We start from the raw sequence: 13,652 nt of genomic DNA, 5'->3' as shown, positions 1-13,652 counted from the left end.
CGGTCGCCGTGTCAGTTCCGGGTGTCGGCCGGCACCCGGAAGAGCTGTGACGTCTCGGTCTGGCCGAACGCGGTCTGCCGGATCGCGAACGCGTAGTCCGTGGCTCCGGCCGCGACCTCGGCGGTGAACGACCAGTCGCCGCGGTCGTCGACGTCGAACGGGCCACCGGGGACGATGACCTCGCCCGCAGCGTTCACGACCTGGTACGTCGCTCCGGGGGTCGCGGCCCCGGTGAAGGTGTTCGTCGTCCCGGGAGCGACCGTGTCGGGCCCGGTGCGGGTGACGGGGGAGAGCGTGCCGGCCTCGATCCGCACGGGCGTCGTCGCGGACGCTACGAGCGATCCCTGCGGCGCGGAGCCGGCGACGGACATCCGCAGCTCGCCGGTGCCGGCGGCGTTGCCTGGATTCTGCACCGGGACACCGAACCGGACCTCTTGCCCCGCGGTGAGCTTCCAGCCGGCGTTCCCCGGCGCCCACCGGAAGGTGACCGATCGACCGTCGGCCGAGACCGAACCGTCGACGAGGTTGTCCGCGGCGAAGTCGGTCCAGTCACCACCTGTTGCCGGACGCTGCTGGCCCCGGACCGTCGTCAGGTCGCTCGGGAAGGTGGTGCCGGCCGGTGCGGTGAACGTCACCCTGGCGTCGGCCCCGGGGGTCGTGATCTCCGCTGCCGCACGGAGCTGGCCGAACACCGTGGCTGTCGACCCTGCGGGCAGCGTGGTCGTCGTGCCGTTGATCCCCGTCAGGAGCTGCCTGGGGGCGAAGACCACGTCCACGGAGGTCTGGTCCTGGTAGGTGTTGTCGACGTACTGCTGGAACGTGAGGGTGTTCCGTCCCTCGTCGAGCCCGCGGATGACGGCGCTCCACGTCCCGCTCGCGTTCGCGGTCGCCACGACGGTGCCGTTCCGGCGGATGGACGCGTTCGGGGTCGAGGTCCCGGTGACCGATGCGGATCGCACGCCGTCGTCCTGACTCGTCACGCGCGCGGTGATCGGCCGGACCGCGTACGGGCGCGTGATCGACCCGAGCGACGTGGTCGCGGTGCTGTACCAGCCGTTCCCGAAGACGTCACGCCCGTAGGAGTGCACGTACCCGGACGAGATCGTCTCCCCCTCGCGCCAGCTCGACGGCCACGGCACCAGGATGCCGTTGGTCGTGTCGACGTCCTTGCGATCGATGCCGAACGCCGGGATCCGGACCCATGATCGGCAGGACCGCCATCCGCTGCAGACCGGGGTCGCGTAGATGTACATGCCGTTCTCGCTCGCCGAGACTCGGACGTTGCGCGGCGCCCCGAACGAGCCGTACGGGGTGATGGTCGACCGAGCGCCCTGGTGCGCGCCGGGGTGGGGATCCGGGCTGGCCGCCGCCGCCGGGGACGCCCCGGCGGTGAGGGCTCCGGCGGTGAGCAGTGCGACGAGGACGGCTGCCGGCGCTCCGGCGCGGTGGTGCTTGGTCATGGCTTCCTTCCTGGAGGTGGCGAAGAGGGGGGCGGGGCAGCCGACGTCGGATCGGCTGCCCCGCCGGTCGGTCCGTGTCAGCGGGTGTTCGCCGACACGGTGAACAAGGGCGTCGTGTAGCTGGCCCCGTTGATCGTGATGTGCAGCTTGAACTTGAAGTCGCGCTGACCAGCGGACACGATCCGCTCGAAGGACCACGCGCCGTCGTCACCGATCTGGAAGCGGCCGGGCACGATGGAGTTCCCGGACGCGTTGAGCACCTCGAACGTGGCGCCCTTCGGGCCGGTGCCCGTGAAGGTGTTGACCTCACCTGGACGGACCGTGCGGGTGTCGAGTGTCACGGGTGCGAAGCCCTCGTTCGCGGGGAGCACGAACAGCTCCGACGTCTCGGTGATGCCGTCCTTGGTCTGCCGGATCTTGAAGCGGAACTCACGGGCATCGGCGGAGATCACCCGGTCGAAGGTCCAGTTGCCGTCGGGGTCGACCTGCAGCGTGCCCGGCACGACCGGGGTGTCCGACACGTTGAGCACCTCGTACGAGGCATCCGGCTCGCCCTTGCCGGTGAACGTGTTCGTCACGCCGGGCGTGACGGTGTCCGGCTGTTCCAGGGTGATCGGCGCGAGCTTGCTCGTCGAGCCGGGGTTGACCGTCACCTCGGCGATGGTGGTGTTCGCGCCCTTCGAGTACTGCACGACGCGGAGCACGTGCTCCGAGCGGTCGAGGGCGTCGGTGTCGACGGTCCATCGTCCGTTCGGGAGCACCCCGTCCTGGCTCCGGCCGACCACCACGTCACCATTGCTCGTGTCGCGCACCTCGATGCGCGAGTTCGCCTCGCCGCGACCCTCCATGCGCAGCGACCCGCCGGGCTGGACGGACCCGTCCGCGGGCGTGGTCACCGTCACCGCGGCGCCGTAGTCGACCCCCTTGGTGACGTCGTGCACCGAGTCACGGAGTTCGTTGAGGAACTGGGCTGCGGTCACGGCGTAGGAGCCGCCGGCATCGGGCGCGGGGATCGTCGTCTCCCAGGCGCCGGTGACGGCGTTCGCTCGGACGGTCGACCCGATCTGACGGTCGTCCGGCCCGAACAGGCGCACTTCCGCGCCCGGCTGGGCCCGGCCGGATGCGCGTACCGGCGCGTCGATGGACGGTGGGAAGGTGGCGTCGAACGTCAGCGCCGCCGCCACGAGGTCCGCGGTGACCGTCGTCTCCCCCGTCTTCTGCGTTCCCTCGTACTGTTCGAGCGTGATGCGGTTCGTGCCGAACACCAGCGACCCCACCGAGGTCGACCAGGTCCCTCGCTCTCCGACGGTCACCGGGGTGGTGCCGTTCACCAGGACGGTGGCGCCGGGGGTCCCCGTCCCGGAGATCTGAGCCACTCGCGCGAGGACGTCGATGCCGTCGACGCGAGCGGTGAACCCGGTCACGAACTCGTCGATCGTCGGGACGCGGTCGGCCACCGTCCGGGACTGGAGTCGCATCACGTCGTCCTTGTTGAACAGCCCGAGGTAGCCGTCGTTGTACGTCGACTTGATGCCGGTGCCGATCGGGTTGTTCGATCCCGTGTTGGCCGCCTGGGTGAAGAGCTGTGCCGGGTCGCCGGCGACACAGTCCTCGAGCGTGACCGGGGACGAATTGGTGATGGACCGGCTCTCGGCGGTCAGGCAGAGTCCGGGATCGGACTGGGGGCGGACGGTCGACGTCGATCCGGCCGCGGGGACGAACCAGCTGGCTGCGGCAGCCCGTGCCTGGGCCAGGGTCGCGGCACGGTTCGCGGGGACCGGCTGGCCGGCGCGTCCCGCTGACGGTGCACTGAAGGCGAGCGCCCCTTCGAACGATGACGTCTCCGTCACGAGCGGGCCGACGAGCTGGGCGTCGTCGAGGGTCGATGCTGCCCAGGCGTTGGTGCTGGTGAGGCTCGCGGTCACCGTGGTGAGTACGAGCATGCTCGCACCGAGGGTCCGTTTCGTCCGGCCCGTGCATTGCGACTTCGGCATTGCTGCCCTTTCTGTCGAATTGAGGAGTGAAACGGAAGATATCAGATACAGGTGACCTTGTGGGTACGAAATGCAACATTCACAAACGCACTTATTCCCGTGATATCGACCATTTGTGTATGCCCTTCCCAGGGTCGTGTGCGCGAGTATTCTGATATCCGAGGAAAGAGGACCGCGATGGATGAACCACAGCCCCCGACGCGTCGTTCCGTCGTCATCGCCGCCGCCGCCGGTGTCGTCGGCGTCGTCGCTGCCGTGGTGGTCGCGACGTGGGGCCGCGGTGGGAGTGCGGACGGGGAGACGGGTGCTCCGGATGCGCTGCAGGCCTCGCTCGACGCGCTGCCGGTCGGCGGGACGCTGACCATCAGCGAGCCGGTCGAGCGATCGACGTCGCTGACGGTCGTGCGCGCCGTCACGATCCGGTTCACCGGCGCGGGGGCGATCCGGATGACCGCGGACCAGGACGCCGTCGTCGTGCGTGCGTCCGACGTCCGGATCGTCGCGCCGGAGATCACCGGGGTCGGAGCTCCCAGCGGCGGCCGGTCGAACGCGATCACCGTGCGCGGCAAGCGATCGACGCCCCTGTCCGACGTCCGGATCTCGGGCGGTCACCTGCGGGACGTCCCGCGTGACGGCGTCCACGTGGAGTACGCGGACCGTGTCGTCGTCGAGCGCGTGTCCGTCGCCAGGGTGGGGTACGCGGGGGTGCTCCTGCTCGGTGTGACGGACTCCGTGGTGCAGGACAGCGTGGTCTCGGACGTCCGGCAGCGTGCGGACGAGGTGAACTCCTACGGCATCACGGTGACCAGGGACGCCACGGCCGGCACCGCGGTCACCCGGCGGTCGTCGGGCGTCCGGGTCCTGCGCAACCGCGTCAGCGGCGTCCCGGCGTGGGAGGGCATCGACACCCACGCGGGTGACCGGATCGAGATCCGGGACAACGTCGTCAGTGGATGCCGGGTCGGGATCGCGGCGGTCCCGAGCAAGTCGGCGACCGACCGTGGCACCACGGACGTCGCACCGACCGGCCTCGTGATCGCCGGCAACCGCGTCACGCGGACCGGTGCCCTGGCTGCCGGGTCGGGGATCGTCGTCAGTGGAGCCGGTACCACGGTCGGGTCGACTGCACCGCGGGCAACGGGATCCGTCACGGGCAACACCGTCACCGGTGCCGGCGGCACCGACGCGGGCGGGATCCTGGTGAAGCTGACGCGCGGCCTCACCGTCGCGGACAACACCATCGTGTCGAGCGTCGACGACGCGATCGCGGTCGAGCACTCGAACGCCGCCCTCACGGTGCGCGGGAACCGGATCACCGGCGTCTCCGGCGACGCGGTCGCCATCGACGTCCGGTCCGCCGCGAACGACGGCAGGATCACGGGCAACCGCGTGGACCGGACGACGCCACGGGTGCGCGTCGGGTTGCGGTTCGGCGATCGGGGCAACCGCTTCGTGGTCAGGGGGAACTCGTTCGGCGGGGCGACCGTCCACGTGTCGGACGGGGGTGCCCACATCACACGATGACCGATTCCGCGCCGGTCGGGAGCCCGACCGACTACGCTGCACCGGTGCCCGCGTTCGACTTCGCCGACCTCTTCCGACGGACGCCCGACGACGACGGGCCCGACCTGCTCGCGATCGACGGCACCGACCGCTTCATCCTCGACGAGGCGCCGCACGTGCACGGCGACGCGCTGCGGCAGCCCGGAGCGGTCGCGATCGTGGACGACCAGCGCGGCGTCCTCACGATCGGCGTGATCGCGGTCCACGGGGCCACGAACGTCCGCGTCGTGCAGGACTCGCTCGTGTCGCAGCGTGCCCTGCAGGCGAACGCCGGCACGTTCGGGCACCGGGGTTTCCACCACCCGGACTCCCTCGAGGACGCGTTCCGGGACGCCCGGCTCGTGCTGCTCCGCCTGACGAAGTCCCTGGACCGCCTCGACGAGATCGCCAGGGCCGTCGCACGCTTCGCCGCACCGGACGTCGTGCTGCTCTGCGGCGGCCGGACGAAGTTCATGACCCTGTCGCAGAACGACGTCCTCCGACGGTCCTTCGGCGAGGTCGTGGCGTCCCGCGGGCGTGCGAAGTCGCGGCTGCTCGTCGCGCAGGACCCCCTGACCGCGGCCGCGAACCGTGCGGCCATCACGGCACCCTGGCCGCGCGTGGTGCACAACGACGAACTCGGGATGTCCATCGCCGCGCACGGCGGGGTCTTCGCCGGTTCCTCCCTGGACATGGGCACCCGGGTGCTCCTCGACGCGATGGACGACGCCGTGCCGACCGCCAGGGTCGCCGTCGACCTCGGCTGCGGGAACGGCGTGATCGCGACGGCGATCGCCCAGCGACGGCCGGGGATCCGCGTCGTCGCGACCGACGTCTCGCACGCGGCGGTCGCGAGCACCCGCGCGACCGCCGACCGCAACGGCGTCGGCGACCGCGTCACCACCGTCCGGAGCGACGCCGGTGACGAACTCGACGAGGGGTCCGCCCAGCTGGTCCTGTGCAACCCGCCGTTCCACGCGGACACCACCGTGAGCACGGACGCGGCCGAGGCGATGTTCCGGAACGCGGCCACGATCCTCCAGTCCGGCGGCGAACTGTGGTGCGTCTGGAACTCGCACCTGCGCTACCGGCCCGTGCTGGAGAAGGTCGTCGGACCGACCCGTCAGGTCGTCCGCACGGACAAGTTCACCGTGACGGCGTCCCGCCGGGCCTGACGAGCCGGCTCGCCAGGCGGGCCGAGGTCACAGTCCCCGGCGGACTTGCGCGCGGAGACGACGAGTGCGCATGCGGGCGCGCGTGCAGTCGTCGGGAACGCGTGCAGCAACAGGTGACAAGTGACGGGCAACGGGCAACGGGGAACAGGCCGCGGTCGACTGGCGAGCGCGTCAGTGGGTCGTCGGGACCCCGGCGGCGCGGAGGGTCGCCGCCACGAACGGCACCGAGCGCAGGTCGTGCGAGGTCAGCCGACGGAGGGCTCTGACCTCGGGGAGCGCGCGGATCCAGTCCTCGCGGGTCTTCTCGGCGATGACGACCTGCTCCGGGGTGCGGCCGTCGCGCGTCCGGGCATCGCGGTACTTCACGGCGCCGTCGTACTCGACGACGACGCCCTGGTCCGGGAACCAGAAGTCGACGAGCGCGCGGAGACCGTCGGGGGAGCGGAACTCGTGCTGGAGCTGCGGCCGCGGGGCTCCGGCCTCGTGGAGGACGACCCGGGCGAGCGACTCGCCGACCGAGTCCGACCGGTGATCGGCGAAGTCGAGTGCGGCGTGCGCCCGGGCCGCGCCGCGTCGGGACCCTGGTGCCAGGGCCGCGGTGATCTCGTCGCGGGGAACCCCTCGGCGGAGCACCTGGTCCAGCACGACGACCGCGTCACGGAACGGCATCGACCGTGCCGTGGCGGCCGCCGCGCCCGCCAGGCCGAGCACCGGGACGTCCTCCGGGCCGAGGCGGACGGCGTCGAGCGCTCCGGGCGGCATCGGGTGCGACTCGACGAGCGGGGAGCGCCGGTCGACGCGCGTGCGACACGGTTCGGCGACCACGACACGGACCTGCGGGGGACCGAGCAGCCGGATGCCGTGCAGGAGCAGGGCGGTCTCGTGGGCGAACACCGCGTCGCCGGGCAGCCGGGGGAGGACGGCACGGACCCGCACGAGGTGCCGTGCCCGGTCGTCGAGCGCGAGCCACTGCGCGCGGTCGACGTACAGTCCGCGTCCGATCCGCACGAGGTCGGCGCCGGCACGGCGCTGCACGGCCCGCGCGACGGACGGCGGCGTGCGGTCGTCGACGCGCACGATCGGGCAGTCCGGGAGCAGGATCACGCGCCCATCGTGGCGGGAGTGGGGCGAGCCTCCCGGCCTGTCCACAGGCGCCCGCGTGACGTGCGCGTGGAAACGACAAGTGCGCATGCGGGCGCATGCGCACTTGTCGTCAGGACGAGCAACGGGACGGACCGAACAACCGGAACCGGAACGGACCCCGCCCGGCCCCCGCCTACTCCGGCACGTAGTCGAACGTGTCCGGGTCCGGACCCGTCCGGTGGCCCTTGTCGAGCGTGGTGATGTCGGTCATGTCCTCGTCCGAGAGCTCGAAGTCGAAGATCGCGAAGTTCTCCTCGACGCGTGCGCGGGTGACGGACTTCGGGAACACGATGTCGCCGCGCTGGATGTGCCAGCGGAGGACGACCTGCGCGGGGGACTTCCCGACGGACGCGGCGATGCGGGTGATCGTCGCGTCGTCGAGCACGAGGCCCTGCGCGATCGGGGACCACGCCTCGGTCGCGATGCCGAGCTCGCGGTTGACCGCACGCAGTTCGTCCTGCGCGAGGTACGGGTGCACCTCGATCTGGTTGACGGCGGGGGTGACGGTGGTCTCCGCGATGAGGCGACGCAGGTGGTGCGCGTTGAAGTTCGAGACACCGATGGACCGGGCGGTGCCGGCGGCGTAGAGCTCCTCGAAGGCCTTCCACGTCGGCACGAAGTCCGACACGGTGGGGAGCGGCCAGTGGATCAGGAACAGGTCGGTGTAGCCGCCGAGCAGCTCGGCCGACTTCTTGCCGTTCTCCAGCGCCGCTTCGGGTGCGTGGAAGCCGTTGTTGAGCTTCGAGGTGACGAAGATCTCGGACCGGGGGATGCCGGACTCCGCGATGGCCTCGCCCACCTCTTTCTCGTTGCCGTACATCTCGGCGGTGTCGATGTGGCGGTAGCCGACCTCGAGCGCCGTCAGCGTCGCTTCCTTCGTCGAAGAGGGGTCGATCTGGAACACACCGAAGCCGAGCTGCGGGATGGTCTTGCCGTCGTTGAGGGTGATGTTCGGAACGGTCATGAACCCAGACAACACCCGAGCGGCTCCCAGGCATTCCGGGTCCTCCCAGCCCGGGACCGGCCCGGGCGTGTCAGGCCAGGGACGCCTCGATGTACGCGGCCAGCGCCTCGCCGTACGCGATCGCCGGGTCCGCGGCAGCGAACGAGCGGTCCGCCCCGGCGATCACGGCGGTCACGGTGTGCACCACGCGGTCGCCGGCAGCGACCCGGATCAGCCCGACGAACGCCGGCCCGAGGAGCTCCCGGAGCTGGTCCTCCCGCGGGAGCCAGAGCGACTCCGCCGCGGTGACGGAGTCGAGCGCCCACTCGGTCGTGCCGTTGAACCCGAGGATGGTGCCGCTGGGGTGGTCGTGCCGCTCCACGGTCATCTCGGAGACGGTGTACACGTCGTCGTCGACGCCGGGCTTGTCGATGACGAACCGGTCGCCGGTGGCGGGGTTCCAGCGGAGTCCCGCGTCGCGGAGGGTCTTGGCGAGTTCGACGGTGATCACCACCCCAACCTGCCACGCGCACCCGCGCATGGGTTCCGGAAAGCAACCCGTACTAGCATCGCGGGGCACCCTCGTGCGCGGATCGCCCGACGTCCCGCGCGCGCGACGCGACGACGCCCGGACGACCGGTGCCGTGCCTCCAGGCCGTACGAACCGGCCCCCGCACGGACCGACGGCCGGGCCCCGACCACGGTGGACCACGGACCGGCCCGCCCAGAGAAGGACCCGCATGACGCTCGAACGCGAGGAACTCCGCGACGCCTGGACCGTGGCGATGGTCGAGGAGACCGCGCCCACCGGCGCACCGGCGGAGGCGGCTGCCCGCATCCCCGCCACGGTCCCCGGCCAGGTCCACACCGACCTGCAGCGCGCCGGCCTGCTCGCGGACCCCACCCTCGACCGCAACGAGGACGCGGCGAAGTGGGTCGGCCGCACGGACTGGACGTACCGGCGCTCCGTGGACGTGGACCCCCGCGGCCACGAGCGCGTCGACCTGGTCTGCGACGGCCTCGACACCGTGACGGAGCTCACCCTCGACGGCGTGCAGATCGGCGCGACCCGGAACATGCACCGGCGCTACCGCTTCGACCTGCGCGACGTGACGGACGGCAGCAACGCGCGCACCGAGCGCGACCTGGAGATCCTCTTCGAGTCGCCGTACCGCGAAGCCGGCCGCGTCGCCGCCCGCGCGGGCGCGATGCCGGGACCCTACGACGAGCCGTTCCCGTACGTGCGGAAGATGGCCTCGAACTTCGGCTGGGACTGGGGCCTCACCGCCGTCACGAGCGGTCCGTGGCGTCCCGTCGCGATCGAGCGCTGGTCCACCGCCCGGCTCCGCGACGTCCGCCCGCTCGTCGACGTCGAGGCCGGCGAGGGCGTCCTCGACGCGCACATCGCGTTCGAGCGCTCCGGCATGAACGACCTCGACCAGGACGGCGAGGACGACGACCTGGTGCTCGTCGTCACGGTCGCGGGGGAGACCGCGGACGGCACGAAGACCCGGCAGCGGTCGCGCGCGCAGGTCACCCCGAAGGAGGACGAGACCGTCGTCACGGTCCGGATCCCGGAGGCGCGGCTCTGGTGGCCGCGTGGCTACGGCGACCAGCCGCTGTACGACGTCTTCGTGGAGCTGCAGACGGTCGAGGGCGAGGTCCTCGACCGGCAGGCCTTCCGGACCGGCTTCCGCTCGACGCGGATCGACACCGCGGTCGACGACATCGGCCGGCCGTTCAACGTCCACGTCAACGGCACGCTCATCGACGTCCGGGGCGTGAACTGGATCCCGGACGACGTCATCGTCTCGCGCGTGGACCGGTCCCGCTACGAGGACCGTCTGCGGGCAGCGGCGTCGCTCAACACGAACATGGTCCGCGTCTGGGGCGGCGGGGTCTACGAGTCGCACGACTTCTACGAGGTCTGTGACGAGCTCGGGCTGCTCGTCTGGCAGGACTTCCCCTTCGCGTGCTCGGCGTACCCCGAGGACGAGCCGCTCCGCAGCGAGGTCGTCGCCGAGGCGCGGGACAACGTCGCACGGCTGTCCCGCCACCCGTCCCTGGTGCTGTGGAACGGCAACAACGAGAACATCTGGCTGCACGACGCGGACGGCTGGGGCGACGTCCTCGGCGAGCGGGGATGGGGGCTCGACTACTACCTCGACCTGCTGCCGACGATCGTCGACGCCGTCGACCCGTCGCGCTTCTACACGGTGGCGTCGCCGTGGTCGGGTTCGGAGTCGCTGTTCGCGAACGACGTCGACCACGAGACGCACCACTCCTGGGACGTCTGGAACCGGCTCTCCGACGACCACTACCGCGATTCCGTCCCCCGGTTCGTCTCCGAGTTCGGCTGGCAGGCCCCGCCGGCGTGGCGCACGATGCGCGACGCCGTGTCGGACGAGCCGATGACGCCGACGTCCCCCGGCGTCGTCCACCACCAGAAGGCCGCATCGGGCATGGAGAAGCTCGCGACCGGCCTGGCGCCCCGCTTCGGCACCGGCTGGGACGCGGACTTCGACCGCTGGCACTACCTGACCCAGCTGCAGCAGGCGCGCGCGATCGCGACCGGCGTGGAGCACTGGCGGACGCACTGGCCGCGCAACACCGGTGTCATCGTCTGGCAGCTCAACGACCTGTGGCCGGTCTCGTCGTGGTCGGCGATCGACTCCGCGGGGCGGCTGAAGCCGCTGGCGCACGAGCTGCGTCGCCTCTACGACGACGTGCTGGTCACGATCCGACCGGCGTCGGACGTCCGGGTCGCGGTGGGCGGTCCGGTCGCGGACACCGCGGGACGGACGGGAGGCTCGGAGCAGGTGACCGCGTCACTCCCCGTCCCCGACGTGGTCGGGTCCGGCACCGCGGGTGACGCCGCGGGCGACACCGCGGTCATCGACACGTCCGGCGCATCGCCGATCGAGGTGGCGGTGCGGTCCACGCGGCGCGGCCTGGACAGCGTCGTGCGGGTCCGCCGGGTCGACATGGCCGGGCGCACCCTCGCCGAGGTCGAGCTCCCCGTGCACCTCGACGCCGCCGGGGTCGCGGTCGTGGCGCTGCCGGCGTCGGTCGGCGTCGTCGGCGACCCGACCGCCGAGCTCGTCGTCGCCGACATGGACTGGCGACGAGCGGTCTGGACCCCGGCGCCGGACGCGGACATGCGGTGGGAGCCGGCGCACTACCGGGCGGCGTTCTCCCCGGCGGCGGACGGCGACGGGCTGGACCTGGTCGTCGAGGCCGACTCGCTCGTGCGGGACCTCCTGCTGCAGCCGGACCGGGTGCAGCCAGAGGGCACGGTCGACCGCGGGTTCATGACGCTGCTGCCGGGGGAGCGGGTGTCCTACCGGCTGCACGGTGTCACCGAGGCGGACGTCCCGCGTCTGACGGGGTCCGCGGTACTGTGGAGCCTGGACCGCGTCCTCGACGACCGAGGGTGAATTCCTGAGCGAACGGTGTCGGTTCCGGCGTCCGGCCTGGGCATCCCGGCCGGTGCGAGTTACGATGGGACGACCTCGGCTTCCGCCGGGCGGATCGACGACGACCCGCTGACGGCGACCACTTCCAGAATCAAGGAGTCATGATGCTCGGAAACCTCACCGGTGTGCACCTGCTGATCATCCTCGGCATCGTCGTGCTGCTGTTCGGTGCGACCAAGCTCCCGGCCCTCGCGAAGGGGCTCGGCCAGTCGATCAACATCTTCAAGAAGGAGATGGACACCGACGACAAGAAGGCCAAGGGCACCGACACCACGGTCCAGAACACCGCCGCGCCGACGGTCCCGGCCGAGCCGGTCGTCAACCAGGCACCCGTCGTGAACCCCGGCCCCTCGGCCCAGCCGAACGCCACCACCGACCACCGGAGCTGATCCGGTCCCGCCCCGTCACACAGCCCTCGGGCTGGAAGCCCCCGTGATCCCACACGGGGGCTTCGTCGTGTGGGGCGTGCTCGGAGAGCGCATGATGGGCGCATGTCCGCTCCCGTCCACACCGCGCCGCTCCGGGACGACCGCCGTGTGGTGCTCGTCGTCGCGATCCTGGCGTCGTTCGTCGTGGGGCTCGACTCGAGCGTGGTGAACGTGGCGCTCCCGGCGATCCGGCAGGAGCTCGGCGGTGGGCTCGTCGTGCAGCAGTGGACCGTCGACGCGTACCTGGTGACGCTCGGGTCGCTGATCCTGGTCGCCGGGTCGCTCTCCGACCTGTTCGGGCGGGTGCGGATCATCCAGTGGGGACTCGTCGTCTTCGGGGTCGCCTCCGTGGTGTGCGCGATCGCCCCCACCGGCGAGGTGCTCATCGTCGCCAGGGCACTCCAGGGGGTCGGCGGCGCCCTCGTCACCCCGAGCTCGCTGGCGCTCATCATCGCGGCCTACCGGGGAGCGGCGCAGGCGAAGGCGATCGGGTCGTGGACGGCCTGGTCGAGCGCCGCCGTGATCGTCGGGCCCGTCGTCGGCGGCCTGATCGTCGACGGCATCGGGTGGCGCTGGATCTTCGTGCTGACGGCGATCCCCATCGCGGTGACGATCCCCCTGGTGCGGCGGATCTCCGGTGACGTCGTCGCGGGGGACCGCCCACGCGTGGACGTCGTCGGCGCCGTGCTGGCCGTGGTCGGCGTCGGGGGTGTGGTCCTCGGACTCATCGAACAGGAGCGGCTGGGATGGGGCTCGCCGGTCGTCGTCGCGGCGCTCGTCCTGGGTGCAGCGGCGCTCGCGGCGTTCGTGCCGTGGGAACGCCGCGTGACGCGGACGACGGGCGCGCCGCTGGTGCCGCTCGCACTGTTCCGCGCCCGGAACTTCGCGGTCGGCAACATCGCCACGCTCTCGATCTACGGGGCACTCGGGATGGTCGGCTTCGTGGTGACACTGTTCCTGCAGGAGGTCTGGGGCTTCCCGGCCTGGCTCGCCGGACTCGCGACACTGCCGCCGACCGTCGTGCTCCTGCTGCTGTCCACCACCGTCGGGAGCTTCGCCGGACGGTACGGTCCGCGTTGGTTCATGGCCGCCGGACCCGCGATCGCCGCGATCGGCGCCCTGCTGATGGTGACCGTCGGCAGCCGACCGGACGGCTACTGGTGGGCGGTCTTCCCGGGCCTGGTGCTCATCGGCCTCGGGATCACGCTCATGGTCACGCCGCTCACCAGCGCCGTCCTCGGATCGGTGCCCGAGACCGAGGCGGGGGTCGGGTCCGCGGTGAACAACGCGATCGCCCGCATCGCGAGCCTGGTGATGGTGGCGCTGGCCGGGGTGGTCCTCGGCGGGGAGATGAGTGTCGCCGGCCTGCACCGCGCGGTGGTCGTGATGGCGCTGCTGCTCCTCGCAGGAGCCGTGGTGAGCGCGGTCGGAATCCGGAATACACCCCACCCGACGTAAGTTGAGTGCAGTAGACTCAAGTACCGGACCAAC

General features: G+C 71.5%; 10 protein-coding genes. 5 read left to right on the top strand and 5 right to left on the bottom strand.

The features are described from left to right. Nucleotides 1-11 precede the first annotated feature (11 nt). Together ACIPJY_RS05655 and ACIPJY_RS05650 are read right to left on the bottom strand one after the other, a co-directional pair. Nucleotides 12-1,460, bottom strand: coding sequence for a hypothetical protein (locus ACIPJY_RS05655; protein WP_400463495.1), 1,449 nt, complete (start codon nucleotides 1,458-1,460; stop codon nucleotides 12-14). A gap of 77 nt (nucleotides 1,461-1,537) precedes the next feature. Then, nucleotides 1,538-3,403, bottom strand: a complete 1,866-nt coding sequence (locus tag ACIPJY_RS05650; RefSeq protein WP_400463492.1) for a hypothetical protein — start codon at nucleotides 3,401-3,403, stop codon at nucleotides 1,538-1,540. A 228-nt stretch (nucleotides 3,404-3,631) separates the two neighbouring features. On the opposite strand from ACIPJY_RS05650, the gene ACIPJY_RS05645 reads away from it, so the two are divergent. After that, nucleotides 3,632-4,978 (top strand): right-handed parallel beta-helix repeat-containing protein, encoded by a 1,347-nt coding sequence (locus tag ACIPJY_RS05645; protein ID WP_400463490.1) that lies wholly within the window; start codon nucleotides 3,632-3,634, stop codon nucleotides 4,976-4,978. Between the two features lie 44 nt (nucleotides 4,979-5,022). After that, complete coding sequence (locus ACIPJY_RS05640) at nucleotides 5,023-6,171, top strand: class I SAM-dependent methyltransferase (RefSeq protein ID WP_400463487.1); 1,149 nt, start codon at nucleotides 5,023-5,025, stop codon at nucleotides 6,169-6,171. A 171-nt stretch (nucleotides 6,172-6,342) separates the two neighbouring features. On the opposite strand, the gene ACIPJY_RS05635 is transcribed toward ACIPJY_RS05640, so the two are convergent. The 3 genes from ACIPJY_RS05635 to ACIPJY_RS05625 form a co-directional block, all read right to left on the bottom strand. Then, nucleotides 6,343-7,275, bottom strand: coding sequence for a hypothetical protein (locus tag ACIPJY_RS05635; RefSeq protein WP_400463485.1), 933 nt, complete (start codon nucleotides 7,273-7,275; stop codon nucleotides 6,343-6,345). Nucleotides 7,276-7,447: 172 nt separating this feature from the next. Then, nucleotides 7,448-8,278, bottom strand: coding sequence for an aldo/keto reductase (locus tag ACIPJY_RS05630; RefSeq protein WP_400463482.1), 831 nt, complete (start codon nucleotides 8,276-8,278; stop codon nucleotides 7,448-7,450). 70 nt (nucleotides 8,279-8,348) lie between these two features. Then, on the bottom strand, nucleotides 8,349-8,768 hold the full coding sequence (locus tag ACIPJY_RS05625) for a pilus assembly protein CpaE (protein WP_400463480.1): 420 nt from the start codon (nucleotides 8,766-8,768) through the stop codon (nucleotides 8,349-8,351). A gap of 229 nt (nucleotides 8,769-8,997) precedes the next feature. Here ACIPJY_RS05625 and ACIPJY_RS05620 point away from each other — a divergent pair, with 229 nt between their 5' ends. The 3 genes from ACIPJY_RS05620 to ACIPJY_RS05610 all read left to right on the top strand — a co-directional run bounded on the left by ACIPJY_RS05620 (nucleotide 8,998) and on the right by ACIPJY_RS05610 (nucleotide 13,619). Beyond that, complete coding sequence (locus tag ACIPJY_RS05620) at nucleotides 8,998-11,694, top strand: glycoside hydrolase family 2 protein (protein WP_400463477.1); 2,697 nt, start codon at nucleotides 8,998-9,000, stop codon at nucleotides 11,692-11,694. A 140-nt stretch (nucleotides 11,695-11,834) separates the two neighbouring features. Then, on the top strand, nucleotides 11,835-12,122 hold the full coding sequence (gene tatA / locus ACIPJY_RS05615) for a twin-arginine translocase TatA/TatE family subunit (protein WP_400463474.1): 288 nt from the start codon (nucleotides 11,835-11,837) through the stop codon (nucleotides 12,120-12,122). A gap of 102 nt (nucleotides 12,123-12,224) precedes the next feature. Then, nucleotides 12,225-13,619 (top strand): MFS transporter, encoded by a 1,395-nt coding sequence (locus ACIPJY_RS05610; protein WP_400463471.1) that lies wholly within the window; start codon nucleotides 12,225-12,227, stop codon nucleotides 13,617-13,619. Nucleotides 13,620-13,652: the final 33 nt, after the last annotated feature.

It is taken from the genome of Curtobacterium sp. NPDC090223 (assembly GCF_044746585.1).
GTDB lineage: Bacteria > Actinomycetota > Actinomycetes > Actinomycetales > Microbacteriaceae > Curtobacterium.
This window is presented reverse-complemented; position numbering and strand designations above follow the sequence as displayed.

Excerpts from the sequence above, each read along its gene's own strand:
- ACIPJY_RS05655 (WP_400463495.1), bottom strand. The coding sequence starts at position 1,460 with ATGACCAAGCACCACCGCGCCGGAGCGCCGGCAGCCGTCCTCGTCGCA.
- ACIPJY_RS05650 (WP_400463492.1), bottom strand. The coding sequence starts at position 3,403 with ATGCTCGTACTCACCACGGTGACCGCGAGCCTCACCAGCACCAACGCC.
- ACIPJY_RS05645 (WP_400463490.1), top strand. The coding sequence starts at position 3,632 with ATGGATGAACCACAGCCCCCGACGCGTCGTTCCGTCGTCATCGCCGCC.
- ACIPJY_RS05630 (WP_400463482.1), bottom strand. The coding sequence starts at position 8,278 with ATGACCGTTCCGAACATCACCCTCAACGACGGCAAGACCATCCCGCAG.
- ACIPJY_RS05620 (WP_400463477.1), top strand. The coding sequence starts at position 8,998 with ATGACGCTCGAACGCGAGGAACTCCGCGACGCCTGGACCGTGGCGATG.
- tatA (WP_400463474.1), top strand. The coding sequence starts at position 11,835 with ATGATGCTCGGAAACCTCACCGGTGTGCACCTGCTGATCATCCTCGGC.
- ACIPJY_RS05610 (WP_400463471.1), top strand. The coding sequence starts at position 12,225 with ATGTCCGCTCCCGTCCACACCGCGCCGCTCCGGGACGACCGCCGTGTG.